General features: G+C 71.7%; 23 protein-coding genes. 12 read left to right on the top strand and 11 right to left on the bottom strand.

The window, feature by feature from the left end:
- Window positions 1–19 precede the first annotated feature (19 nt).
- Window positions 20–535, bottom strand: coding sequence for a hypothetical protein (locus tag ACZ7OY_RS15980; protein ID WP_471911930.1), 516 nt, complete (start codon window positions 533–535; stop codon window positions 20–22).
- Between the two features lie 222 nt (window positions 536–757).
- On the opposite strand from ACZ7OY_RS15980, the gene ACZ7OY_RS15975 reads away from it, so the two are divergent.
- The 4 genes from ACZ7OY_RS15975 to ACZ7OY_RS15960 all read left to right on the top strand — a co-directional run bounded on the left by ACZ7OY_RS15975 (window position 758) and on the right by ACZ7OY_RS15960 (window position 5216).
- Entirely contained in the window at window positions 758–1765 is a 1008-nt protein-coding gene (locus ACZ7OY_RS15975) for a glycoside hydrolase family 26 protein (RefSeq protein WP_471911929.1), read from the top strand.
- A 114-nt stretch (window positions 1766–1879) separates the two neighbouring features.
- Window positions 1880–3586 carry an outer membrane protein assembly factor BamB family protein gene (locus tag ACZ7OY_RS15970; protein ID WP_471911928.1) on the top strand — a complete coding sequence of 569 codons (1707 nt, stop codon included), beginning with the start codon at window positions 1880–1882 and terminating at the stop codon, window positions 3584–3586.
- Between the two features lie 176 nt (window positions 3587–3762).
- Window positions 3763–4014 (top strand): hypothetical protein, encoded by a 252-nt coding sequence (locus tag ACZ7OY_RS15965; RefSeq protein WP_471911927.1) that lies wholly within the window; start codon window positions 3763–3765, stop codon window positions 4012–4014.
- An 11-nt stretch (window positions 4015–4025) separates the two neighbouring features.
- Window positions 4026–5216 (top strand): flotillin family protein, encoded by a 1191-nt coding sequence (locus ACZ7OY_RS15960; protein ID WP_385530249.1) that lies wholly within the window; start codon window positions 4026–4028, stop codon window positions 5214–5216.
- Between the two features lie 136 nt (window positions 5217–5352).
- On the opposite strand, the gene ACZ7OY_RS15955 is transcribed toward ACZ7OY_RS15960, so the two are convergent.
- Both ACZ7OY_RS15955 and ACZ7OY_RS15950 read right to left on the bottom strand, forming a co-directional pair.
- Complete coding sequence (locus ACZ7OY_RS15955; protein ID WP_471911926.1) at window positions 5353–6759, bottom strand: phosphatase PAP2 family protein; 1407 nt, start codon at window positions 6757–6759, stop codon at window positions 5353–5355.
- 298 nt (window positions 6760–7057) lie between these two features.
- Window positions 7058–7786, bottom strand: coding sequence for a rhomboid family intramembrane serine protease (locus tag ACZ7OY_RS15950; protein ID WP_471911925.1), 729 nt, complete (start codon window positions 7784–7786; stop codon window positions 7058–7060).
- Window positions 7787–7982: 196 nt separating this feature from the next.
- On the opposite strand from ACZ7OY_RS15950, the gene ACZ7OY_RS15945 reads away from it, so the two are divergent.
- Entirely contained in the window at window positions 7983–8300 is a 318-nt protein-coding gene (locus tag ACZ7OY_RS15945; protein ID WP_152893252.1) for a GYD domain-containing protein, read from the top strand.
- Window positions 8301–8342: 42 nt separating this feature from the next.
- Here ACZ7OY_RS15945 and ACZ7OY_RS15940 read toward each other — a convergent pair whose 3' ends face one another.
- Window positions 8343–8792, bottom strand: a complete 450-nt coding sequence (locus ACZ7OY_RS15940) for a DUF7144 family membrane protein (RefSeq protein WP_471911924.1) — start codon at window positions 8790–8792, stop codon at window positions 8343–8345.
- A gap of 168 nt (window positions 8793–8960) precedes the next feature.
- The gene (locus ACZ7OY_RS15935; RefSeq protein ID WP_471911923.1) at window positions 8961–9149 is read right to left on the bottom strand and encodes a CAP domain-containing protein; all 189 of its coding nucleotides are present in this window, start codon (window positions 9147–9149) and stop codon (window positions 8961–8963) included.
- 144 nt (window positions 9150–9293) lie between these two features.
- Here ACZ7OY_RS15935 and ACZ7OY_RS15930 point away from each other — a divergent pair, with 144 nt between their 5' ends.
- From ACZ7OY_RS15930 to ACZ7OY_RS15920, 3 genes are all read left to right on the top strand, one after another.
- A complete protein-coding gene (locus ACZ7OY_RS15930; RefSeq protein ID WP_471911922.1) occupies window positions 9294–9560 on the top strand; it encodes a hypothetical protein in 267 nt (88 codons plus the stop codon).
- 203 nt (window positions 9561–9763) lie between these two features.
- Window positions 9764–10405, top strand: coding sequence for a DUF4232 domain-containing protein (locus ACZ7OY_RS15925; RefSeq protein ID WP_471911921.1), 642 nt, complete (start codon window positions 9764–9766; stop codon window positions 10403–10405).
- A gap of 271 nt (window positions 10406–10676) precedes the next feature.
- Entirely contained in the window at window positions 10677–11606 is a 930-nt protein-coding gene (locus ACZ7OY_RS15920; protein ID WP_471911920.1) for an N-acetylmuramoyl-L-alanine amidase, read from the top strand.
- A gap of 10 nt (window positions 11607–11616) precedes the next feature.
- Here the strand turns inward: ACZ7OY_RS15920 and ACZ7OY_RS15915 are convergent, their stop codons facing one another.
- Complete coding sequence (locus ACZ7OY_RS15915) at window positions 11617–12315, bottom strand: hypothetical protein (RefSeq protein WP_471911919.1); 699 nt, start codon at window positions 12313–12315, stop codon at window positions 11617–11619.
- Window positions 12316–12349: 34 nt separating this feature from the next.
- Window positions 12350–13606 carry an MFS transporter gene (locus ACZ7OY_RS15910; RefSeq protein WP_471911918.1) on the bottom strand — a complete coding sequence of 419 codons (1257 nt, stop codon included), beginning with the start codon at window positions 13604–13606 and terminating at the stop codon, window positions 12350–12352.
- Window positions 13607–13716: 110 nt separating this feature from the next.
- Here ACZ7OY_RS15910 and ACZ7OY_RS15905 point away from each other — a divergent pair, with 110 nt between their 5' ends.
- Entirely contained in the window at window positions 13717–14682 is a 966-nt protein-coding gene (locus tag ACZ7OY_RS15905; protein WP_471911917.1) for an ArsR family transcriptional regulator, read from the top strand.
- A 71-nt stretch (window positions 14683–14753) separates the two neighbouring features.
- Window positions 14754–15287, top strand: coding sequence for a glutathione peroxidase (locus ACZ7OY_RS15900; RefSeq protein ID WP_471911916.1), 534 nt, complete (start codon window positions 14754–14756; stop codon window positions 15285–15287).
- A gap of 116 nt (window positions 15288–15403) precedes the next feature.
- On the opposite strand, the gene ACZ7OY_RS15895 is transcribed toward ACZ7OY_RS15900, so the two are convergent.
- The 3 genes from ACZ7OY_RS15895 to ACZ7OY_RS15885 form a co-directional block, all read right to left on the bottom strand.
- Window positions 15404–15613 carry a DUF397 domain-containing protein gene (locus ACZ7OY_RS15895; protein WP_469386719.1) on the bottom strand — a complete coding sequence of 70 codons (210 nt, stop codon included), beginning with the start codon at window positions 15611–15613 and terminating at the stop codon, window positions 15404–15406.
- Between the two features lie 219 nt (window positions 15614–15832).
- Window positions 15833–16690, bottom strand: coding sequence for a Scr1 family TA system antitoxin-like transcriptional regulator (locus ACZ7OY_RS15890; protein ID WP_162470114.1), 858 nt, complete (start codon window positions 16688–16690; stop codon window positions 15833–15835).
- A 231-nt stretch (window positions 16691–16921) separates the two neighbouring features.
- Window positions 16922–17680 (bottom strand): GOLPH3/VPS74 family protein, encoded by a 759-nt coding sequence (locus ACZ7OY_RS15885; RefSeq protein ID WP_471911915.1) that lies wholly within the window; start codon window positions 17678–17680, stop codon window positions 16922–16924.
- 238 nt (window positions 17681–17918) lie between these two features.
- Here ACZ7OY_RS15885 and ACZ7OY_RS15880 point away from each other — a divergent pair, with 238 nt between their 5' ends.
- Both ACZ7OY_RS15880 and ACZ7OY_RS15875 read left to right on the top strand, forming a co-directional pair.
- Window positions 17919–20669 carry a D-alanyl-D-alanine carboxypeptidase gene (locus ACZ7OY_RS15880; RefSeq protein ID WP_471911914.1) on the top strand — a complete coding sequence of 917 codons (2751 nt, stop codon included), beginning with the start codon at window positions 17919–17921 and terminating at the stop codon, window positions 20667–20669.
- A 191-nt stretch (window positions 20670–20860) separates the two neighbouring features.
- The gene (locus ACZ7OY_RS15875; RefSeq protein WP_471911913.1) at window positions 20861–22732 is read left to right on the top strand and encodes an MFS transporter; all 1872 of its coding nucleotides are present in this window, start codon (window positions 20861–20863) and stop codon (window positions 22730–22732) included.
- A gap of 68 nt (window positions 22733–22800) precedes the next feature.
- On the opposite strand, the gene ACZ7OY_RS15870 is transcribed toward ACZ7OY_RS15875, so the two are convergent.
- Complete coding sequence (locus ACZ7OY_RS15870; RefSeq protein WP_471911912.1) at window positions 22801–23646, bottom strand: hypothetical protein; 846 nt, start codon at window positions 23644–23646, stop codon at window positions 22801–22803.
- Window positions 23647–23668: the final 22 nt, after the last annotated feature.

Here is a 23668-nt window from a genome sequence, read left to right as displayed (position 1 = left end):
CTGGTCGGTCGCGTCTGAACTACTGCGCGGTGACAGTCGTGGAGTTTGCCGCCGCCGTACCGTCCGTCGTGGTCGCGGTACCGGACGTGGCGTCGGACGCGGTGGCGTCGGATGCCGCCGTACCGTCCGTCGTCGACGTGGTGCCGGACGTGTCGCCGGCTGCGGTGTCGGACGCGGTGTCGGACGTGGTGCCGGACGCGGTGTCGCCGGACGCCGTGTCGCCGGACGCCGTGTCGCCGGATCCGGCCGCCGTGGCGGTGGCGCCCTCCGCGGGCTCGGCGGGCCCTGCGGCGCCGGGAGCCGCGGGCAGCGGCGCGTCGAGGTACTGGCCGGGGGGCGTGGTGTTCGCGGTGCCGGGGACCTTGAGCGCGGGTGCCTGCGACTGGGTTCCGATCAGACCGGAGATCATCGCCACCACGCATCCGGTGCAGACGATGCCGACCAGCCAGCCGAAACCACGCAGCCTGCGGCCACGCTGACCGGTCTGGTCCACGAAGACGGGAGCAGGCTCGACCTCCGTGGAGGTACTGGTCATCGACGGCCCCCGAGCCTTCCTACGTCGCGTCACATCTGTCGGTTCGGCGCCACCGAAAGCAGTAAGTAGTGCGGAAAAAGCGATGAATGCATGAGGAGAGGGAGATTATCCGACCGCTCCTGATCGCGTCGCTAGACTAATATGAAGATTCCGTAAAAGCCACGCGGGTCTCGTAAAGTTCCGGCGACGCCGCTCGCCCCTCTGCTCGAACGGACCTGACGCATGGCCATAGCCCGCCGCCGCACCCGCCTGACGGTCGCTGCCATCCTCGTGGCCGCCGTATCGCTGCTGGTGGACGCCTGCGGCACGGGAGGCGCGGGCGGCGCCGAGACGGGCAGGACCACCGCCCCGGCCGCGCACTACGAGGTCTCGTCGATGCTCAAGCCGTCCGGCCGGGCGCTCGGCGTCGTCGACGACAAGACGCCCTGGCAGTACGGCATCGTCACGACCTTCGCCGAAGAGGCCGGGCGGACCCCTGACATCCGCGAGTACTACAGCCCCTGGGGCGAGGACTTCGACGGGGAGGGCAACGCCTTCCTGTGGAAGCACGGCCAGCTGCCCATGATGGCGCTGGTGCCCTCCGACACCCCGCTCGCCGACATCGCCAAGGGTGAGGACGACGCCTACATCCGCCGTCTGGCGGACCAGATCGCCGCCTACGAGGGCCCGCTGGCCCTCTCCTTCGCCGGCGAGATGAACGGGCCGTGGAACTCCTGGGGCCCCGAGCACACCAAGCCCGCCGACTTCGTCGCGTCCTGGAAGCACGTGCACGACATCTTCGCCGAGCGGGGCGTCACCAACGTGATCTGGGTGTGGACCCCGCACGTGGTCGACTCGGGCACGACCGCCGCGCTGCGTCCCTACTACCCGGGGAACGCCTACGTCGACTGGGTCGGCCTCATCGGCTACTACGGGCCGATCGACGGAGTCGCCTTCTCCAGCCTGTTCACCCCCACCATGCGTCAGATCGCGGACTTCTCCGACAAACCGGTGCTGATCGCGGAGACCGGGGTGGCGCAGGGCGACCAGAAGGAAGCGCACATCCGTGACCTGTTCCGGGGCGCCGCGAAGGCCGGTGTCATCGGGCTCGTCTGGTACGACCAGCGCAAGGACTGGCCGGGCGGCAAGCAGTTGATGGACTGGCGGGTCAGCACCTCGGTGAGTGCCCGCGCCGCGTTCCAGGTGGAGTCGGGCCGCAGCGGCTTCGGTCATTCGTTCAAGACCGGCTGATCCGGGACGAGCCGACGAAGCCGGGCGCAAGCCCGCAAGAAACGACCTTTATCATCGCGCATCAGTGCGGTCGCCACATGCGGATGCGTGCCCGAGCAGGGGGAGAACACGGAGATGACGACGGAATCGTCGCCGGGCCAGGGGACTCCGCAGGACGACGGCTGGGCCTTCCGGCCCCGCCGCCCGGCCGGCGCCTCGCAGCCGCACCGGGAACAGCGGCAGCCGCAGCCGTACCGCCGGGAGCAACGGCAGACGCAGCCGTACCGGGAGCAGCGGCAGACGCAGCCGTCCGTGCCATGGGACGACCGGTCGCAGGCCGAGTGGGACGACCCGTCGCAGGCCGAGCCGTACGGCTCCTCCGGCACGCGGTGGGACGCCACCATGCCGCTGCGGGTCCCCGAGCCCCGCACGGACGACCGGGCGCCGCGTGAGCCGGGTCACCGGACACCCCCGCAGCCCCGGCGCGGCGGCGAACCGGCGGTCCAGGGGTACGGATACCCGCCCGCAGCGACCGCCGTCCTCGACCCGGAGTTCCTCCACCGCCCCGAGCCCGCCACCGCGCAGCCGCAGCCCCCTGCGGGCGCGGACGGCAGCGGGTCCGGCAGGACCAGGTGGGGCAGGATCGTGCTCACCCTTGCCGTCCTCGCCGCCGCCGGCGGGACCGCCTCCGTCCTGGTCAAGCAGGAGGACGCCGCCGCCGTCGCCTCGAAGCAGCTGACGCAGGAGTGGCAGATACCGGCGCCCGCCTCCGACGACGCGCTGATCGGCAGCTGGCTCACCGACAAGCTGCTCGTGCGGGCCGGCAGCCAGGGCGGCCTGCGGGCCTACGACCTCACCGACGGCAAGCAGGTGTGGAAGGCCGCGCGCCTCCCCGCCGCCGCCAAGCACGCCACCGTGCCCTGCGCGATGTCGCCGACGCTCGGTGCGCAGGGCATCGGCACGGTCGCCTTCGGCCCGGACAGCAGCGCCTGCACCTGGCTGGCCGGGGTCGACGCGTCCACCGGCAAGATCCTCTGGTCCCTGCCGCTGACCAGCGCCAAGCACCCCACGGCCGCGACCGCCACGACCCATGTCCAGGGCGATGTCGCCATCGTCGTCAGCGAGAACTTCCTCGGTGGTGTGGACCTGCGCACCGGCAGCCGCGTCTGGGGCTACAAGGCCCGCGGCCACTACTGCAACGCCTACGACTGGGGCGTCGCCGGCACCGTGCTGGTGGACGACTTCTGCCTCGACAAGAAGACCCGGTTCACCCTCACCGCGTACGACGGCGAGACCGGGAAGGTGATCTGGCGGAAGTCCGAGCGCGCCCACTCGGAGGTGACGCACATCCTCTCCGGCTCTCCGCTGGTCGCCACCGTCCACACCACGCGCGAGGACGCCGTGCGGGTCTTCGACGCCGACGGGACCGGCCGCAAACTGGCCGTCGGCAACGACGAGCTCACCTCCGGCAACGAATCCGGCGCCGACCACTCCGCCCGGCTCTACGGCAAGGTGCTGGTCACCCCCGCCCTGGCCGCCGGCCGCCCGGTGCTCGACGGCTTCGACACCACCACCGGCGCCAAGCTCTGGACCGTGCGCTCCGCCGCGCTCGCCGTCCCCGCGTCCGGCGCGGACGACACGGTGTACGCCGTCACCACGTCGGGCGCCCCGCAGCTCGTCACCGTCGACCCGCGCACGGGCCGCACCACCCCGGTCGCGGGCCTGCCGGTGGGGACCGGCAAGTGGAACTTCACCTCCGGCACGGTGTACGTCACCGCGGACGGCGGTGTGCTGGAACTCAACGCCCTCGGGTCGAACGGCGGTGTGCGGCTCTACCGGTGACGCCGGACACCGGACACCGGGCACCCCGGCGGCGCAGGCTCCGGCCCGCGCCGCCGGACGGACGCCGGAGCCCTCGTCGCCGGGTCTCCCCAGCAGGTCTGTCCCGCCCGTTGGGTCCCGGCCGCACTGGGTCTATCGTCGGAATCATGGGGCCAGCAGGAGGAGGACGGCCGGTGATGCCGCAGGACGAGGCCGTGATCGGCTGCACGGGGAAGCTGCTCATCGGAACTCGCGGTTCCACCGGCCCGGGCGAGGTGCTCGTACGCGTCCGCGGCGGTTCCGAGACCTTCCTCGCCTGGTCGGAGACCCCCCTGCCGATGGGTACGAGTGTGCTCGTGATCGAATCGCGTGGATGCCGTGAGGTCGGCGTCATCGAGTGGATGGATCCATTGGACGCGCTCGACGGGGGAACCGCCGGCGCAAGCTGAGGAGTACAGGCATGTTCGGATATCGCGTTCCCGCTCCCGACGAGGCGATGCTGATCTCGGGCGGCAGGCGGGGACTGGGGGGTGCGCCGTTCCGAGTGGTCACGGGGCACGGAAAGTTCGTGCTGCCGGTGTTCCGAAAGGTCCGGTTCCTCACCCTCTCCATGTGCGAGTCGGAGGTCACCGAGACCTGTGTGACCAGGCAGGGCATCGCGCTGCACGTCCGCGCGGTCATCGCCTTCAAGGTCGGCAACGACCACGAGAGCATCATCAACGCCGGCCAGCGGTTCCTGTCCGACCAGGAGCAGATGTCGGTGCTCACCGGCCGGATCTTCGCCGGTCACCTGCGGGCCATCATCGGCTCGATGACCGTCGAGGAGATCGTCACCGAGCGGCAGAAGCTCGCCGCGGAGGTCCTGGACACCTCCAAGACCGAGATGGCGAAGATCGGGCTGACCGTCGACTCGCTCCAGATCCAGTCGATCGACGACGGCGACACCGGTTACATCGACGCGATGTCCGCGCCGCACAAGGCGGCCATCCAGCGGCAGGCGCAGATCGCCCAGGCACAGGCCACCCAGGCAGCGGTCGAGGCGGAGCAGGCGGCGGCCCGCAAGCAGGCCGAGTACGCCCGGCAGACCGCCATCGTCAAGGCCGAGTACTCGGCCGAGGTGGACCGCGCCGAGGCGCAGGCCGGGCAGGCCGGACCGCTGGCGCAGGCGCACGCCCAGCAGGAGGTGCTCGCCGCCCAGACGGAGCTGGCCCAGCGCCAGGCCAAGCTGCGCCAGCAGCAGCTGGTGGCCGAGGTCGTGAAGCCCGCCGAGGCCGAGGCAGAGCGGGTCAGGATCCTCGCGGCGGCCGAGGCGCAGCGGATGAAGATCCAGGCGGAGGCGGCTGCCTCGTACGACCGGGTCGCGCTCGACCGGATGCTGATCGACCAGCTCCCGCAGATCGTCAAGGAGGCCGCCGGCGGCCTCGCGGGCGCCAACGTCAACGTCCTCAACGGTGCGGACGGCCTCGGCGAGATCGCCGCCGGGCTGGTGTCCCAGGGCCTGACGATCCTCGACTCGGTCCGCCAGAACCTGAACGGGAACGACAAGGATTCCGACGGCGACCGCTCCGCGAAGAGCACGGCCGACCGTCTGCTCCAACTGCCCACCAGCAAGCGGACCGGCTCGAACGACGGTCCGGTGGACGTCGACTAGGGCCTTGCCCGACGATCACTGACGAACCGGAGTGCTCGTCTTCCCGAAGCCCCGGACCCCGCACGGGTCCGGGGCTTCGGCCGTCCGGACCCGGTACGGCCACGACCCGTGTGCCGCGGCACGACCGCGGCACGGTTCAGACGAGTTCGGGCTGCGGTCGCGGCTGCCGCGCCGGCGTGACGCCCGGTTCCCACTGTGCCGTCGTGCGGACATAGCCGTAGATCACCGTGAACAGCGCCAGCAGGAGCAGCGGTCCGGCCTGCCACGGATGCCTGGCCATCTCCAGCGGCAGGAAGCGGTACGACAGCAGGAGCGCGGTGAAGACCGTCGCGCCGTACGCGGCCAGCCGGATCCCCGACCGGTCCCAGCCGCGGTCGTAGGCGCGCAGGGCCGCCTCGATCGTGAGGGTGAACACCACGCCGGCGATGAGGTCTACGCCGTAGTGGTAGCCGAATCCGAGAGTGGCGCAGAGCGTGGCCGCCAGCCAGAACGTGCCGGCCCAGCGCACGCCCCGTGGGCCCTTCCGGGAGTGGATGAAGATCGCGACGGCCCAGGCCGTGTGCAGGCTGGGCATGCAGTTGCGCGGGGTGAGGCCGTCGAACGGCATGTGGTGCGGTGCGGCGATCTGCGTCGTGGTGCGCGGCCACAGATCGGCCACCGCCCAGTGCGCGTCGGGCTCTATGTGCCACCACAGGCTGAGGTGCGTCCAGTGCCCGGCGCCGGTGCCGTAGGCGAAGACGGGTCCGACCACCGGGAAGATCATGTAGAAGGCGGGGCCGAGCAGGCCGATCACCAGGAAGGTGCGCACCAGGTGATGGCGCGGGAAGCGGCGCTCGACCGCGACGTGGCGCAGCTGGTAGAGCGCGACGAGGACGGCGGCGACCGCGAGCTGGCCGTAGACGAAGTCGAGAACGGTGAAGCCGATCGGGCCGCTGGCCGTGACGATCCGGCCCATGAGCCACGACGGATTGCCCAGCGCGTGATCGGCGGTCGCCACGTACTGGTCGAGCACCATCGGGCGGGTCTTCGCGGTGATGTGCAGCCAGATGTCGCCGGTCTTCCGGCCGGCCACCAGCAGCACTCCCAGCCCGACGCCCTTCAGCAGCAGGGTGCGTTCCCGGCCGGTGCGGCGGGTGACGGCGACGACCGCGCAGCCCGTGAGCGCCCACAGCGCGCCGTTGCCGAAGGGGTGTCCCTCGGTCACCTGGACACCGGCCGCCCAGCGGACCGCCGCGATGACGAGGTCGAGACCGATCGCGGCGCCGAACGCGATGAACCGCTGCCGCCAGGTGAGCACCAGCGCCGTCAGCGCCAGTCCCGCGTACAGCAGGGCTCCCGACTTGGGGGGGAACACGAACTCCCGCACCCCGGTGGTGATCGGCCCCGGCAGGTCGTAGTGGTGTGCGGCGATCTCCAGCGCGACGAGGAACCCGAGGGTCACGGCACCCGCCGTGGCCCAGAGTCCCGCCCGCGGATGACGCCACACGGAGCAAATGATTCTGAGGTCTGTTCGCGAAAAAGCCTGCGATATCTTATGTCTCAATTTTGGCCGATTTGTTAGATTCCGGTTGGGGTCAGGGCGGGTTTTGTTCATCACCTCCCGATCTGGGCGCATTCTCCGGCGCGGAGAGTGGCCTGCTCGACGGGGGAAGACGAGAAGCCCACCGCCGGGGTTCCGGCCTCCTTTCCGGCGCGGCCCGGGGGATTCGCCGAAGCAGCATGTCAGGGCGTGAAAGGGCCGTGAAGATAGATGGCCATTGAATGAACGTTTGTCACATTATTGTGATCACGGCCGCCCGGCCCGAATGCACCGGGGGGCAGGTCCCAGGGGGGCGCGGGCCCTAGAGGAGGCCCAAGTCGCCGAGCTCCTTGTGCAGATCGGCACGAGCCGGCAGGCCGGCCCGGTGAGCCGCGTCAGGAGCACCGGGAGCACCGCCGGGCCGGCGGGCCGGGCGGCTGCGTGATCGCCGGTCCCGGAAGAGCCAGGCACCGGCCAGGCCGCCGGCCAGCCCGCCGAGATGGGCGAGCCAGCTCACCCCGGGCGTCCCGGGCACGGCGACGGTGAGCAGATAGGCGAAGGAGGCGGCCATGACGAGACCGATCAGTGTGTCGACCAGGTGCCGGTCGAAGAGCCCGCGGACCACGACATAGCCGAAGTACCCGAAGATCAGACCGCTGGCGCCCACCGTCTCCGCGCCCCCTCCTTCGAGGAACCACACCGCGAGCCCGCTGGTCACCGCCACCAGCAGACTCAGCCCGAGGAACCGGACCACGCCCCGGTAGGCGGCGAGGAACCCGAAGACGAACAGCGGCCCCGAGTTGCTCTCGATGTGCGCCCAGCTCCAGTGCAGGAAAGGCGCGGTGAGGATGCCGGGCAGGGTGCCCAGGTCACCGGAGATCACCCCGTACTCCCGCGAGAGGGCGTAGTGGTCGGCGTAGTTGGCCAGTTGCAGCAGCCAGACGGCCGCGAGGAACCCGAACATCACGAAGAACGCCTTCCGCGCCTCCGCGATCATCTCCTCGGGTCCGGCCGGCCCGCCGTCCGCCCGGTCCCGGTCCGCTCCACCCACGACCGTTCCCCCTCCCCTGCGGATCTTTTCCCGCACCCGGTGAACTCTAGGCATTCCCGCCCGATTCGCCCAGGGCAGGGGTACGCCGGCCGCCGGCTGCCAACGAGTGAATCCGGCCGTCCACCGGGAGGCGGTCCCCACCGCAGCGGGAAGGTCCTTGTCCGTACCGGACCGACGATCAGCAGGGAGCGCCCCGATGGCGAAGTTCCTCATCCAGGCCAGCTACACGTCCGAGGGCACGAAGGGCCTGCTCAAGGAAGGGGGAAGCGGCCGCCGAGCCGCCGTGGACCAGGTCGTCACCGACCTCGGCGGAGAGGTCGAGGCGATGTACTTCGCCTTTGGGGACGACGACATCGTGCTCGTCGTCGACCTTCCCGACCCGGTCTCGATGGCCGCCATCAGTCTCGCCGTCAAGGCCAGCGGGGCCCTGCACACCCGGGCCACTCCCCTCCTCACCCTCGACGAGATCGACGAGGCGGCCCGTCGGCAGGTGGCCTTCCGCGCCCCGGCGTGAGCGCCGGAGCGCGGTCGAGGCGCGGTGCCCGGACTCCCGCCGTCAGAGGGTCCGGGCCGGGCCGGCCTCCTTGTGCATACCGGTGCACAGCGCCCAGACGACGAGGATGTTGACGGCGATCAGGATCGTCGCCCACAGGGGGTAGTACGGCACCCAGAGGAAGTTGGCGATGGCGCCCAGGCTGGCCACGAAGACGCCGAAATAACGCGCCCACAGCGCACCGCTGAGGAACAGGCTGCTTCCCGCGGCGACGAGGGCGACGCCCAGGACCAGGTGGACCCAGCCCCAGCCGCGCAGGCTGAACTCGAACGCGTAGTGCCGCGTCACGACGAACACGCTGTTGCGGGCGATGGCGGCGATCCCTTCGAGGGCCGCCATCACCCCGCCGAACAGCATCAGCACAGCCCCGAAGAGGGAGGTGCCGGACAAAGGCCCGTGATGGGCGGAGGGGGTGGTTCCGGCCGATCCCGGCCGGGCGGAGTGCGTGGTCATGTGGGTCTCCGTCCTGCCGGAGTATGACGCTTTGATCAGTTTATCGCCCGGTTTGTCGGGCGGCATCTCGTCCGGCGACGACCGAAGGGCACCCCACGCCGGAGGCACCCCTTCGTCCGAGGTCCGAGGACGGCCGTCGGCCGTACGGGGGCTTGGGTGCGGGCCCGGTCAGCTCGGGGTGCCGAAGACCTGGACCACCCGGTCGCCGGCCACGCCGACGCCGGTGTCGACGAACGAGCACCTCAGCATGTCCGCCTTGTGCGGGGCACTGTTCAGCCAGCCCTGCACATGGGCCTGCGCGGTCCCCTGGCCCGGTCCGGAGATGTTCTCGGCCCCGGCACTGTACTTGTAGCCCACCGCGTCGAACCGGCTCCGCACGCTGGGCCCGAAGCCCCCGGGAGGCCTGCCCGACGGGCCCCCGGAAGCCGGGAGTGCATGCCCCCGAAGAGTGTTCTAGCGTCGAAATACGCGCGACCCGACCGAGAGAGCAGGTGTATCCCCATGCGTCCGTCGGCTCGTATCCCCGGTATTCTCGCCGCTCTGGCCCTCGCCCTGGGCGGTGCCGCCCTGGCCGCTCCGGCGGCCCACGCCGACATCCTGGCCTGCGAGAACCACGTCCAGGATCAGGGCTCCGCGGTCACGGACGCGGTCCGGATGGCCTGCTACCACGGCCTGGTGGGAGACCGGAGCGGCTGCCTCAGCGGACTGACCGAGGCGGGCACGACGGACGCCACGGCGGTCGAGGCCTGCCGCCAGGCCCCCGGCTGAGCGCCCCGCCCGACGCCGCTACGCCGGTTGCGGTACCCGCCCCCGGTACGTCCCGGGGGCCCCGCCACCGCGACGGGGGACGTCCCGGCGTGTCTGCCGACCGCCCGGTCGGCGTCGCGGCAGGGTGATAGCCCCAGGCCGGGCGGCCCCCGGCGACGGTCGGCGCGACCGGCGCCCGGTGCGCTCCGACTTCGGGGGACGACATGCAGTACAGGAACGGCATCCGTACGACGATGATGGTGCTGGCCGCGGCCTCGACAGCTTTGCTGGCGACCGCGTGCCAGTCGGCCCACGACTCCGGCGCCACCAAGTCGTCCTCGATCCCGCCGAGTTCCTCGACCTCCGCCGCGAACAGGCCGTCGCTGCCACCGGTGGCGAGCGAATCCGCGCCCTCCCGCCCGGCGAAGGCGTGTGCGGCCGACGAAGTGAAGGTGACCGCACGTCAGGCGGCCCAGCGCTCCGCCGGCACCGGAACCGGAGCGGTGGTCGTCGAGTTCACCAACATCTCCGACCGGTCCTGCGAACTCAAGGGCCATCCGACGGTGGCGGGCGCGGCCAACGGCTCCCCGCAGCACAACTCCCCCTTGAAGACGGTGCCCTTCGGGACGGAGACCGCGGTCCTGATGGCTCCGGGCAACAGCGCCTGGGCGAAGCTGAACTTCGTCCAGGTGCAGGGCGAGGGCGACGGCTACTGCCCGTCCGGCTCGGACCCCGTCGTCTACCCCACGCTCGTGATCGGGCTGCCGGGGGCGGGGAGCCACCAGGTCGCCCTGGACAACGGCGAGATCGCCGAGTGCGACAACCAGGTGACGGTCACCGCGGTGTCGAAGACGAAGCTCTCCTGACCGGCCCGGACGCTCCGGCGCACGGCGGAGGACGCACGCGCGAGGGCGGCGCCGGTGGTACCGGCGCCGCCCGTTTGCGCGGTCAATATGGCGATTTCGCCCTACGTGGCAGACGGTTCCGGGATTCTCGGTTGAACGGACGACCGCCCGATGCGGCGGCGACCGCCCCGCCACCGGGTCGGCCGCGCCGGGACGGGAGCGGCCGCTCCGCCTCCCCTGTCTCGTCAGGCGTGCTCGCCCACCGCGCCGGGCCGACGAAAGGACCGCAGCCATGGCCATCCCGCTGTCCGCCGCCCAGACCCTCGCCGCGCTGAAGGCCGAGGGCCTCACCGTGCACGAGCACGCCGGCTGGGCGACCCACAACCGTGACGCGGCCACCGGCAGGCAGTTCGGTCCCGTGATCGGTGTGCTGATCCACCACACCGCCGGGCACGGCGACAAGGAGCTCTGCTTCAGGGGCAGAGCGGATCTCCCCGGGCCGCTCTGCCATGCCTGGCTCGGCAGGACCGAGGGGCTGTGGATGATCGGCCACGGCCGCGCCAACCACGCGGGGGCCGTCGACCTCGACGTCCTGCACGCGCTGCGCGCCGAGACCCGGCTCCCGCACGACGACGAGGCCGACGCCGACGGCAACGACTGTCTGTACGGCCTGGAGATCGAGAACCTCGGCAACGGCCACGACCCCTACCCGGACGCTCAGTACCGGCAGGCCGTGCTGTGGGCCGCGGCCCTGTGCCGGGCGCACGGCTGGTCGGAGAGGTCCGTCGCCGGGCACAAGGAGGTCCAGCCCGGCAAGATCGACCCGAGTTTCGACATGGACGACTTCCGGGCCGACGTGAAGAAGCAGCTCGCGGCGGTCCGGACGCAGCCCGCTCCGGCCGCGCCCGGCACGGGCACGGCGTCCAAACCGCGCGTCGACCTGTCCCGCCTGGTACGCGCCGCGAAGACCGATCCCGGTGCCAGGCAGGGCCATGTCACCTATATGGCGGGGACGAACCTCGTCGAGGCGGCCCTGGTCGAACTGGGCTACCTTGACCGGGCCTTCGCGGGCGACGGCTCCTTCGGCTCCACGACCGTCGCCGCCTACGCCAAGTGGCAGCGCCACCTCGGCTACACCGGAGCCGACGCCAACGGTGTCCCCGGCAAGGTCTCGCTCACCCGGCTCGGCGACTCCGTCGGCCTGTTCACCGTCGTCGTCTGACGGGCCGGGGTCAGCCGAACGCGGCCGCGGAGACGTCCCGTTCCAGTTCCGCCCGGTGGTGTCCGTACGTACCGATGTCGGAGACCTTGATCAGGAGGCAGAAGCGTCCGGCGGAGGGCAGCCGCCTGGCCACCTGGCCGAACTCGCGGCGCAGGAAGTGGACCGCGGCCAGGTTGCCCGTCGCGGACTGCCCGCACACCAGGAACACCGGTCTGCCGGACTCCCCCGGCGTGAACTTCGCGACGAGGGCGTACTCCTGGTCGCGGCGGCTGTAGGGGAACTTCTCGCCGCCGACCTCGATGGCGACCGACTCCGGGTCCCCGGCCCGGTACGGGTGGACGGTCACCCCGGGCAGATGCGCGGCGAGGTGGCCGCCCGTACGGACGTTGGAGCCCAGCGGCCCGCCGACACAGAACTCGGTGCGGTCGCCGTTGCTCCCCCGGAAGTCGCCCGACTCCAGCTCCGCCTCACACCCCAGCTCCCCCACGAGCAGGGAGAACTCCACGACCGCCCGTACATCCGCGTAGTGCGCGCTGCCGGGCGCGTCGTGCTTGCCGCCCAGCACGACCAGGCAAGTCTCACCGGGGCGGACACCGAAGAACTCGGCCCGCCGGTTCAGCTCCCGGGCGCGCTTGGCCCGCTCCCCCAGCCATACGAAGCCTCCGCCGAGCAGGCTGGTCACCAGCCCGAGCGCGATGTTCACCAGCACCGACTGAATCGTGTCCCCCACTCCACGACGACGTTCACCCCGACCATTGTCGGCGAGCCCCGGGCCTTTTCGCGCCCTCGCGGCGAAGGTGACGCTCCGCATCCGTCGGGGTCGTCGGGGCCGTCGGGGCTGCCCGGGACGCCAGGGCCAGGGTCACGGTCACCGCGACCGACGCCGTCGCCATCACGGTCATCGCCGTTGCGGGCGAGGCGAGTTGGGCGACCGCGCCCGCCAGGGTGGCGCTCAGGCCCTGGAGGGTGAGCATTCCGGCGGAGTGCAACCCCAGTGCGTGTCCGCTCAGTTCGTCCGGGACGAGGTTCATCAGCCGTTCCTGCTGGAGCAGGCTCGCGCCGAAGCCCACCGAGGCCACGGCCACGAGCGCCGCCGCCACGGGCAGGGCCGGGCGCAGCACGAAGAGCACGTACGGCGTGGCCAGCAGGAGCAGCAGCGGGGTGATCAGCCGGGCGCGGACGGCGGGCGGCAGCAGCCGGCCGGCCGTCACGTCGCCCGCCAGCATGCCCAGCGCCGCGCAGGCGAACAGCGGTCCCGCCGCGTCCGGGGCGTACGACACGAACAGGGACTCGCAGCCCACGACCAGGCCGTTGGGGAGCCACAGGCCCAGGTAGAGCAGACGGCGGGGGCGGGAGGACCACAGCAGGGCGTTGGTTTGCCAGGTCGCGGCGACGGAGGGACGGCCGGTGCCGCGGGGTGGGCGGTGGGTCAGTCCCAGGCGCAGGCCCGCGGCGGACGCGGCGAACAGCGCCGCCGCGAGCAGGAGCGCGGGGCGCGGGGAGAGGGCGGCGATCAGGAGGCCGCCCGCGCCGTAGCCGGCGATCTGGGTGATCCCGGCCATCATGTTGAACACCGAACGCCCCGGCAGATAGCCGCCCTCGGGAAGGATCTCGTTCAGCAGTCCCCAGCGGACCCCGCCGCCGAGCGAGGCGATCAGCCCCTCGGCGAGGAGGACGGCGAGGACGGCCCACATCGGCAGGCCGGGCACGGCCAGCAGCGCCGTCGCCACCGCGAAGGCCAGGGCGACGCCCGCCAGCGTGGTGCGCGGGGGCAGCCGGTCGGCGCCGGAGAGCAGCAAGGTGGCGCCGAGCACCTGGGCGAGGGTGGGGCCGAACATGCTCACGCCCGACAGCAGCGGGGAGCCCGTCGCCCGGTACACCAGGGTGCCCAGCGCCAGGCCGCCCACCGTCTGCGCCGCGATGCCCGCGGCGGACGCGAGGAAGAGGGGGGTGAACTCCGGGGTGCGGAAGAGGGCCCGATAGCCGCCGTCTGTGGTCATGGCCGGAGTCTCGGACAGGCCCCGGGCGGCCGGTACTGTTTCGCGCGGGTGCGAAAGGTGGGACGCGCGCCGGGAGCAGGGGGTGGCGTGGGCTGGGGGTGGCGTGGGCCGTGGGCTGGTGGCAGGTCGACGCCGACACCCTTGCGCGCAGCCGGTTCGTCCTCTCCCCGCTCGCCGAGACCTTCGCGAGCCTGAAGCTGCTGCACGCGGGCACGGGCCAGCATCCGGGTGAGCGGGCCTGGCTGCGGGCGCATCTGCCCGCGTACCGGGAACTGCTCGCGGCCGACCCGGTCACCGCGCTGCTGGTGCGGGCCGGGCTCGGGCGGCACTGGATCGCCGACTTCCTCACGCCGGCCCCGCGGGACGGGGAGACCTTCGAGGCGGGGGTCGACCGGGTGCGGGCGGTTCCGTCCGCCGCCGCCCGTGCGCATCTGCGGCTCTCCCTCGCGGGCCCGCTGCCCGCCGCCCTGGAGCGCGACGATCTGCCCGAGCGGGCGGCGAAGCTGCTGGAACAGGTCTGGGAGGAGTCCGTACGGCCGTACTGGGCGCGGCGCAGACAGGTCCTGGAGGCCGATGTCGTGGCGCGCACCGCGCAGGTCGCCCAGGGCGGCTGGGCGGCCGTGCTGGACGGGCTGCGGCCCGGGACCCGCTGGCTCGGCGAGAGCCGGCTCCAGATCAACCTGCACGCCTACCCGCCGCGCGCGGTCTCCGGGGCGGAGCTGGTATTCGTCCCGGTCACCCCGCAGGCCGGCTGGGTGGCGTGGGAGGCGGCCCGGTACGCGGTGGTCTACCCGTGCACGGGCGTCCTCGCCGACGGCCCCGGCCGCCCGCCCGTGCCCGCGAGCCTGGGCGCGCTGCTGGGGGCCGGCCGGGCGGGGGTGCTGGTGCTGCTCGGCGATCCGATGAGCACCACCCAGCTGGTCGCCGTGACCGGGCAGGGGCTCGGGTCGGTCGGCCGGCATCTGCGGGTGCTGCTGGACGCCGGGCTGGTCCGGCGGCGGCGGGCCGGGCGGTCGGTGCTGTACTCGCGGACGGCGGCCGGCGAGGCCCTGCTGGAGGCGGCCCGGACGGGGTGACCCGGATGCGGGCGGCGGCGTCCGGGAGGCCTTCCTCGAACACCCGCTCCACTCTGGTTAGCATCACAGTCATGACTGCTGACTCTCACAACTCCCCCGAAACCCCCGAATCCCCCGTCGCCTTCCACGACGTCGACATCGACGCCCTCAAGGGTGGTCCGGCGAACCTCGCGCAGTACGCCGGCCAGGCGGTGCTCGTGGTGAACGTGGCCTCCAAGTGCGGACTCACCCCGCAGTACACCGGCCTGGAGCGACTGCACGCCCGCTACGCGGAGCAGGGCTTCACCGTGCTGGGCGTGCCCTGCAACCAGTTCCTCGGGCAGGAGCCCGGCTCCGCCGAGGACATCGCCGAGTTCTGCTCGGCGACGTACGGCGTGACCTTCCCGATGACCGAGAAGGTCGAGGTGAACGGGGAGGCCCGGCACCCGCTGTACGCGGGCCTGGTCGGCTTCGCCGACGCCGAGGGGCACACCGGGGACATCCGCTGGAACTTCGAGAAGTTCCTGATCGGGCGGGACGGCAAGGTCGCCGCCCGGTTCTCGCCGCAGACCGAGCCGGAGGCCGCCGAGGTCGTCGCGGCGGTCGAGGCCCAGCTCGCCGGCTGACTCCCGGCCCCCGGTACCGGCGGGGGCGGGAATAAGCCGAGCCCTCTCGGCTAGGACGGCGATCTGGTCGAGAGGGCCCTGTTCGTGCTTATGAAGTTTTGAGTGGTGTCCCTGCATCAGCCGAGGCCGAGGACTCCCTTGCCGACCTCGGTGACGAAGGCGTTCCACGACTGTGCGGGGAACGCCAGCACGGGACCCTCGAGGACCTTGGAGTCACGTACGGACATGGCCGCGACGACCGGTGACTTGACCTCGACGCATGCGCCGTTCCCCGTGGAGTAGGAGGACTTGGTCCACGTGTCCGTGACGCCCTGACGAATTGCCATTTCTGCTCCGGATTGCCAGTTGTTGAGTTGCTGTCACCGCACGACGCGTCCGACTCCGGACCCACAGCGCGGTTTGCGCCAACCTTGTTGCTTGATGGCGTGATCGACGCTACTCGCCAACATCGGCTTGCGAAGCGACTATTCACTCGACTGGATGGCATATTCCATTGGGGCCTTCCATCCCGGACGGTGGAAGGTGTACCGTGCGCCACTTTCTCCTCAGCGTGCGTACTCCTTCGCAATGTCCGCGATGAACTGGCGCGACTGTTCGACGTTCAGGGCCTGCGCCCGCAGGTGCTCGTACATCACGCTGTACTTCTGGACGTCGTTCGCCTTCTCCAGGTAGAGGTCGCTGGTGACGCCCTCGATGTAGACCACGCTGGAGTCCGCCGCGTCGGGGAACTCCAGGATCGCGTACTGGCCGTTCAGACCCGGGTGCGCGCCCATGTCGAAGGGGATCACCTGCACGGTGACGTGCGGGTGCTGGGACTGCTCGACGAGGTGCTCCAGCTGGTCGCGCATCACGGACTTGTTGCCGACCACCCGCTTCAGCGCCGCCTCGTCCAGGACCGTCCACAGCCGCAGCGGGTTGTCGGGGGTGGAGATTCGTTCCTGTCGGCGCAGTCTCACCTGCACCCGCTTCTCGATGTCCGCCGCCGCGGTCTCGGGCAGCGCGCCCGCGATGAGCGACTCGGCGTACTGCCGGGTCTGGAGCAGCCCCGGGACCACCTGCGGGTCGTACACGCGCAGGCTCGCCGCGTCCGTCTCCAGACCGATGTAGACGCTGTACGGGATGTCCCCGAACGAGTGCCACCAGCCCTGCTGGCGGGAGTCCTTGGCCATCTGCATCAGCGAGTCCACGATCCGGTGGTCCTCCACCTCGTAGACCCCGCACAGGTCGCGGACGTCGCGCTGGCTGATGCTGCGCCGGCCGTTCTCCAGCCGGCTGATCTTCGACTGCGACACCAGCAGTCGCTCGGCGACCTCCTCGGCCGTCATGCCCTTGAGCTCCCGCAGCCGCCGCAGCTCCTGGCCCAACCGGCGTCGCCTGACAGTGGGATTGACGTTGGACACCACGGGACGTGCACCTCCGGCTGCATACCTCTACTTGCCACTTTGCGTATCTGCTGTTGAGCAGATTGCCACCAAGATGCTTCTTACCGCTGGCAAACGGTGGATATGCGGCAGGTAAGCGCCAGTTGCGCTCGGTTCCGGATGAGACGAAGCGGGGTGGTGCGACCGTGAGGTCTCACCACCCCGCTTCGTCAGCGGCTCCCGAACGGGTCTGAAGTGCCGTGGAACTGCGGCTCAGTGGGCCACGGCGCGCGCCATCGAGCCATGACGCGGTTGCGACGGAACGCCACGAGCAGGTTCCGGCGCGGACCTGGCTCCCGCTCCGGCCTGGCGGCCGGCCGGGGCAGGGCTGTTCCGGCGCGGCTGCGCTCCCACGCCGTTCTGGACGTCCATCACGGCGTGCGCCACGAGACCGCCCATGGGGTCGTGCCTGATCAGGTCCCGCAGCCGGGAGCGGGACGACCGTCCCTCGTTGCCCGGATACAGGTGCTTGCCGAGGCCGACCGCGTGCGCCAGGGCGGCGAGCGCCGCGGTCCGCGGGTCCGGCGGCACGCCGGTGCGGATCGCGGAGTCCAGCCGGGCCCTGATCTCCCGGCTGATGTCGGTGTCCGTCGCCTGGTAGCGAGTCGTCGGCAGCACCCCGCACATCTGACCGGCCACGGCATGCACCATGCCGCACCGCTCCAGATGCGAGAGGTAGGTCTGACGGAGCCCCAGCCGTGGCCCGCCAATCCAGTTGACCGCCCGCACGGGAGCGCCGCGCCTGCGCAGCAGCTCCAACGCACAGTCCAAAGTTGGATCTCCAGTCGGCCGTGGTACCACCACGGCGATACGATCCCCGTCTGGGGCTATCCGTCCGGCCAGCGCCAGCTCCACTAGCTGTGCTCCGGCCAGGCCGAGGTCGAGCGACTGCGGCTGTGCAGTGGTACCCGTGGCCGGGTCCAGTGCCAGCAGCAGAAGCTCCTCCGGAATTGTTCTGCGGCTCCTGCCCATCCATGCCTCCCCGCGTGGATGAATGACAGGGTGACCCCTCTCACATTGGTCTGTCGAGGGTGCGTGACCGGTTCGTGAGGGAACCGGCAGGTATGTCGTTCTCGTCTACCGCAGGAGCCGAGCCCGCACACAGGACACTGGTACATGGTTCCGGCAGCGCGTCGAGCGCTGGCCCGGACGGCGGTTCACATGGTTCGGCAGCCGCGCGACGGGCGCGCAACTTATGGAGGAGGCATCGGTGGCGGGCGAGTCCCCCGACAGGTCGAAGCAGCGCGAGTCGTCGGCAGAACCGACGTCGGGGAGCGCGGGTGCGGTTCCCGAGGCCCGGGGCGCGGTGCGCGATCCCCGGCTCGCGGTGGCGCGGGAGTCGTCGTCCCGCGGTGGGGTCGACACCGCGACGAGGGTCTTCTCCGTACGGAAGCCGGCCGCCGACGCCGAGGAGACGGGCGCGGCGGAACCGTCCGACGAGGTGACCGAGGACACGTCCGCCGAGGACACGTCCGCCGAGGCGACCGGGAAGACGGCTGCCGAGGGTGACGCGGCCGAGGAGAGCGCCGGGGACGACGCGGCGGCCGACAGCACCTCTTCCGACGCGGACGGCGGCACCTCTTCCGACGCGGCCGACGACGCGGACGGCGACCTGGACGGCGACTTGGGCGCGGACGGCGACGCGGACGCTGACGACGACGCGGACACGACCGACGACGCGGACGCTGACGGCGACGAGGACGCTGACGAGGACGCGGACGCGGAGACGGCCGGGACGGCCGACGGCGCCGCTGACGACGAGCCGGCCGGTCGCGCGGCCGGGAAGGCCGACGGGTCGGGCTCCGAGGGGGCCGGAGAGGCCGCTGACGCGGCCGTGGACGCCGAGGAGGCGAGCGCCGGGGACGACCCCGCCCCGGAGGGTGACGCGCGCCTGCGGGCCGCCGTGGCCGCCTGGGTGGGCTCCGCCGACCGGACGGCCGCGTCCGGGACCGGCGCGGGCCCGGACGCGGCCGCGGACACCGAGGACGCGGAAGGCGCCGACGAGGGCGCCGAGAGCCCCGAGGACGCCGCCCGGGACGCCGCCGAGGACTCCGGGGACGCCGAGGACTCCGGCACCGACGGTGCGGCCGCGCAGGCCGCGCAGGCCGCCGACACCGAGACCGAGACCGACGCCGAAACCGACGCGGCCGACGTGGCCGACGCGGAGTCCGACGAACGGACCCCGGACGCCGGGCCGGACGCCGACAGCGACACCGACACCGAGCCCGAGGCCGGGGCGGACGCCGACGCCGGTCCGGAGGCCGGTGACGGGTCCGGCGCCGCCGCCGAGCGCTTCGTCGACCAGCCCACCGCGGTCTTCAAGGCCGTGCGCCCCGCCCGGCCCGCCGTCGACCAGCCCACGACCATGCTGAAGCTGGGCGGCGCCACCAAGCGCCCCGAGCCCGGCACGGCCCCGGAGAAGCCGGCCGCGAAGGCCCCCGCGAAGCCGGCCGCGAGCGCCCCGGGGAAGGCCGAGGAGAAGGCTCCGGAGGGGGCCGCCGAGAAGCCCGCCGCCAAGGCCGCCGAGAAGGCTCCCGCAGCCGACCCCGAGCGCACCAGCAGGTTCGTCGCGCTCAAGCCGCTGGACGACGCGGAGACCCGTAGGCCCAGGCCCGCGGACGTGACCACCGTCGTGCCGCAGGTCGGGCCGGAGCGCACCACGCAGCAGCCGCTGCCGCCGAAGCCGCCGCTGGATCTGCTGGCCGAGCTGACGAACACTCCGCCGCCGCCCGCGACGGCCCTGCGGACGACCTTCCGCCGGGTGAAGATCTGGACCCCGCTGGTCATCCTGCTGGTGATCGTGTTTGCGATCGCGCAGGCCGTACGTCCGCTGCCGGCCGCGTCCCTGACGCTCACCGCCAAGGACTCGTACAGCTTCGACGGCGACCAGGTCGACCTGCCGTGGCCGAGCGAGGGCCAGGGCTGGATGGACGTCAACGGCATCGGCTCGATGGACGACTTCGGCAAGCAGACGCCGGTCGCCATCGGCTCGGTCGCCAAGGCGATGACGGCGTACATCGTGCTCAAGGACCACCCGATGAAGCCGGGCGAGGAGGGCGCGAGCATCCCTGTCGACGCCACCGCCGAGAAGGAGGGCGGCTACGACAAGGACGGCGAGTCCACGCTCAACACCGTCAAGGAAGGCGACAAGCTCACTCAGAAGCAGGCGCTTTCGGCTGTCATGATCCCGTCGGCGAACAACATCGCGCGGCTGCTGGCCCGCTGGGACGCGGGCAGCGAGGCGGAGTTCATCAAGAAGATGAACGACACCGCCAAGCAGCTCGGGATGACGAACACCACGTACACCGACGCCTCCGGTCTGAAGGAGACCACCGTCTCCACCGCACACGACCAGGTGAAGCTGGGCCACGAGCTGGTGAAGATCCAGGCCCTCATGGACATCACCAAGCTGCCGAGCTGGACCGACCCGTCGGGCCAGAAGCACCGCAACTACAACACGCTCGTCCCCTACAACAACGCCCTCGGCATCAAGACCGGCTCCACCAGCGCGGCCGGCGGCAACCTGCTCTTCGCCGCCACCCAGGACGTCGACGGCGAGACCGTCACCCTGGTCGGCGCGGTCCTCGGCCAGCACAAGGCGCCGATCATCGACACGGTCAACGCGGTCAGCAAGACCGCACTGCTGGCCGCGCAGGGCGCGATGACCTCGGCGAAGATCCTGAAGAAGGGCGATGTCGTCGGGTACGTCGACGACCGGCTCGGCAACCACACCCCGGTCGTCGTCACCAAGGACGTCTCGGCGGTCGGCTGGGCCGGACTGAAGGTGAAGCTGACCTTCGACTCCGATGACGTGCCGCACTCGGCGAAGGCCGGCACCAAGGTCGGTTCGCTCACCGTCGGCGACGGCTCCGGCGACTCGGTCGGGGTGCAGGTTCCGGTGGCTCTGCAGACGGATCTGGCCGAACCGGGCTTCATGGACAAGTTGACACGTATCGGCTGATCGCGTGCGGCCGACCGGCCGCCCGCACGCCCGCGCACCCCGTCGCACGGCCCCACCCGGGAGCCCGTCGGCGGGGTGCGTGCTAGCGTCGCGAAACAGGACAGGTCGCCTGTCGTGGAAACGCCGCCGTGAAGCCGAGGAGAACGGCCAGCGGACGGGAACGGAAGACAGGACACGGGGAGCGCCTTCAGGTGGCCACAGCGGAGCCGACACGCGCCGACGAGACCGGTCCGGGAGCGGACGACGCCCCGGGCTCGGACACCGACCCGCGAATACCGCTGCCGAAGCCCGGTAGGCCAGGCCCCGGCGCCGGGCACGTCGCCGGGAGCGGCCGGCTGCGGGCCGCCTTCTTCCTTCTGCGGCAGCGTCTGCTCCAGCACCCCGTCCTGTACGTCACCGCGCTGGCCGGAATCCTGCACGTCGTCTGGTTCTTCACGTTCGCGAACAGTGGCGGGGACCTCGCGGCGCAGGACGCCTGGGCCGAGTTCGTCGGCCGGCACCCGGACTCGGCGTACAACCTCGCCTGGTACGGCGGTATGCACGCGGTGTCCTACAGCGTGGTGTCGCCGTATCTGATGTCGGTGCTCGGCGTCCGTACGACGATGATGATCGCCGGGACGGTGTCGGCCGGGCTGCTGACGCTGGTCCTGCTGCGCAGCCGGTCGGTGCGAAACCCCCTGTGGGCCTCGCTGGCCGGTGTCCTCGCCTTCCTGTGCAACGCCATCTCGGGCCGGGTGACCTTCGGGCTCGGCACGATGTTCGCGCTGGCCGCGGTCGCCTCCGTGTTCTGCTGGCCGTACCGCTGGCGCCACAAACGGTGGGCGAAGGCCTGCTGCGCGGCCCCGCTGGCCGCGCTGGCCACCATGTCGTCGCCGGTCGCGGGTCTGTTCGTGGGGCTGGTGGCGGCCGCGCTGTTCCTCCAGAAGCGGCGCCCCGGCGCCTGGGCGCTGGGCCTCGGCCCGACCGCCGTGGTCGCGGTGTCGGCCTGGCTGTTCCCGTTCTCCGGCACCCAACCGATGTCGTTCGGGTCGGTGATCCTGCCGCTGCTGTGCGCGGGGGTCGCCTTCGCCGTCGTACCGACCGAGTGGAAGACCGTCCGGATCACGGCCGCGGTGTACGGACTCGCGGTGCTGCTGGCGTGGCTGATCAGCTCGCAGATCGGCTCCAACATCACCCGGCTGGCGATGCTGTTCGCGGGGGTCGTCCTGGTGGCCGCGCTGCCGTTCACGGTCCGGCGCTCACGCAAGTGGTACGCGCTCGTGCTGGCCCTCGCCTCCTTCACCGGCTGGATCGGCTTCAAGACGGTCGACGACATCATCCACACCACCCCGGCCGCCTCCTGGGCGCGCGAGCTGGCCCCGCTGGTCAACCAGCTCCAGGTGGCCGGTGCCGAGAAGGGCCGCGTGGAGGTCGTGCCGGCCCGCTCGCACCGCGAGGCCTCCGCCCTCGCCCCGTACGTCAACCTGGCCCGCGGCTGGAACCGCCAGGCCGACATGGAGCGCAACCCCGTCTTCTACGACGACACGCTCAACTCCGCCAACTATCACGAGTGGCTCCAGCGGTGGGCCGTGCACTACGTCGTGCTGCCCAAGGACGAGCCCGACGGGGACGGCGGGCAGCGGGAGCGGCAGCTGCTGCGGCGCGGCCTGCCCTATCTGAAGCAGGTGTGGGGCGACGACAACTGGCAGCTGTTCCAGGTGACCGACCCGGCGTCGCTCGCCGAGCCGAACGCGGTCGTGGACCGGGCCGAGCAGGGCGAGCTGACCATGGAGGTGAGCAGGCCGGGCCGCATCACCGTCCGGATCCCGTACTCGCCGTGGCTGAGCATCGTCGACGCCGACGGCAAGAAGCTGCAGCCACCGCAGGAGACCAAGGCGTCCAAGCACCGGGCCGAGGGCGAGCCCAGGTCGTACCACAACGTCAACGGCTGTCTGATGGAGACGGAGGAGGACGCCCAGGGCGACCGGTGGACGGTGCTGCTGGCACCGAAGGCGGGGACCTACCGGCTGGCGGCGCCGTACACGGTGCCGCGCGGGACGCCCTGCCCGGACGAGTGGAAGTGACCCCGGTCCGGACGGGTTGAGGCGACCCCGGTCCGCCCCCGGTCCGGGCCGCTCGGGGTTCGGAGCTCTCAGCGCAGCCGGTCGACGTACCGGTCGGTGCCCGGCACCGTGGGGACGAACGGCGCCACCAGCTCCACCCGGCCCAGACCCGACTCGGCGAGGGCCGTGTCGAGTCCGGTGAAGTGCTCCTCCCAGCACTCCCGCGGGTCCGTCTCCAGGAACCACAGCAGGGTCAGCCGGGTGTCGACGCCCTCGACCTGGCGTACGTAGGTCATGCGGTCGCCGGGCAGCGGGGTCGGGCGGAAGACGGTCACCAGGGCGGCCGGGGAGCCCGCGACCCGCCGGGGCAGATGGCGGGAGCGGAGCCAGTCGAGGAGTTCGGCGCGCCGGGCGCCGGACTCCGCGTCGACGACCTCCAGCACCAGGCCCGGGTAGGGGTGGTCGAGGGCGTGCTGGTCCCTCGGGCCGGCCGCGCCGTCGCGGTAGACGGTCGTCGCGTGGTCCTGGAACGCGGTGAAGACGTGGGTGCGGTCGTGGTAGACGCGGGCGTCCCGGTTGAGCCGTTTGTTGATCGCGACGGTCCACTTCATGTGCTCGTCGTAGCGGCCCTCGGTGATCCAGTACGTCGACAGGTAGCAGCCCTCGGTCACCGGCTGGGCGATCGCCGACTTCTCCGGGTAGCGCAGGAGTTGCAGGTCCCTGGTGGCGACCCAGCGGCGGCCCGCGTACATCCAGGGCATGGCCATCGCGCCGGCGTAGTAGTGGTCGTCCTCGTACCAGCGGTTGTAGGCGTACTCGTGGCCCGGGTGCGGCTCGACCATGGTGATCAGGGCGTGGCCGGGGCGGACGCCGTAGGGGCCGGTGGCGGCCAGTTCGGCGTACGCGTCCACGTCACGGCGGGTCTCCTCGCTCATGCCGTTCCCCTTCCTCGCTCCT

This window comes from Streptomyces sp. NPDC107559 (assembly GCF_055657365.1).
This window is presented reverse-complemented; position numbering and strand designations above follow the sequence as displayed.

Excerpts from the sequence above, each read along its gene's own strand:
- ACZ7OY_RS15980 (WP_471911930.1), bottom strand. The coding sequence starts at position 535 with ATGACCAGTACCTCCACGGAGGTCGAGCCTGCTCCCGTCTTCGTGGAC.
- ACZ7OY_RS15975 (WP_471911929.1), top strand. The coding sequence starts at position 758 with ATGGCCATAGCCCGCCGCCGCACCCGCCTGACGGTCGCTGCCATCCTC.
- ACZ7OY_RS15970 (WP_471911928.1), top strand. The coding sequence starts at position 1,880 with ATGACGACGGAATCGTCGCCGGGCCAGGGGACTCCGCAGGACGACGGC.
- ACZ7OY_RS15965 (WP_471911927.1), top strand. The coding sequence starts at position 3,763 with ATGCCGCAGGACGAGGCCGTGATCGGCTGCACGGGGAAGCTGCTCATC.
- ACZ7OY_RS15960 (WP_385530249.1), top strand. The coding sequence starts at position 4,026 with ATGTTCGGATATCGCGTTCCCGCTCCCGACGAGGCGATGCTGATCTCG.
- ACZ7OY_RS15945 (WP_152893252.1), top strand. The coding sequence starts at position 7,983 with ATGGCGAAGTTCCTCATCCAGGCCAGCTACACGTCCGAGGGCACGAAG.
- ACZ7OY_RS15940 (WP_471911924.1), bottom strand. The coding sequence starts at position 8,792 with ATGACCACGCACTCCGCCCGGCCGGGATCGGCCGGAACCACCCCCTCC.
- ACZ7OY_RS15930 (WP_471911922.1), top strand. The coding sequence starts at position 9,294 with ATGCGTCCGTCGGCTCGTATCCCCGGTATTCTCGCCGCTCTGGCCCTC.
- ACZ7OY_RS15925 (WP_471911921.1), top strand. The coding sequence starts at position 9,764 with ATGCAGTACAGGAACGGCATCCGTACGACGATGATGGTGCTGGCCGCG.
- ACZ7OY_RS15920 (WP_471911920.1), top strand. The coding sequence starts at position 10,677 with ATGGCCATCCCGCTGTCCGCCGCCCAGACCCTCGCCGCGCTGAAGGCC.
- ACZ7OY_RS15910 (WP_471911918.1), bottom strand. The coding sequence starts at position 13,606 with ATGACCACAGACGGCGGCTATCGGGCCCTCTTCCGCACCCCGGAGTTC.
- ACZ7OY_RS15900 (WP_471911916.1), top strand. The coding sequence starts at position 14,754 with ATGACTGCTGACTCTCACAACTCCCCCGAAACCCCCGAATCCCCCGTC.
- ACZ7OY_RS15895 (WP_469386719.1), bottom strand. The coding sequence starts at position 15,613 with ATGGCAATTCGTCAGGGCGTCACGGACACGTGGACCAAGTCCTCCTAC.
- ACZ7OY_RS15885 (WP_471911915.1), bottom strand. The coding sequence starts at position 17,680 with ATGGGCAGGAGCCGCAGAACAATTCCGGAGGAGCTTCTGCTGCTGGCA.
- ACZ7OY_RS15870 (WP_471911912.1), bottom strand. The coding sequence starts at position 23,646 with ATGAGCGAGGAGACCCGCCGTGACGTGGACGCGTACGCCGAACTGGCC.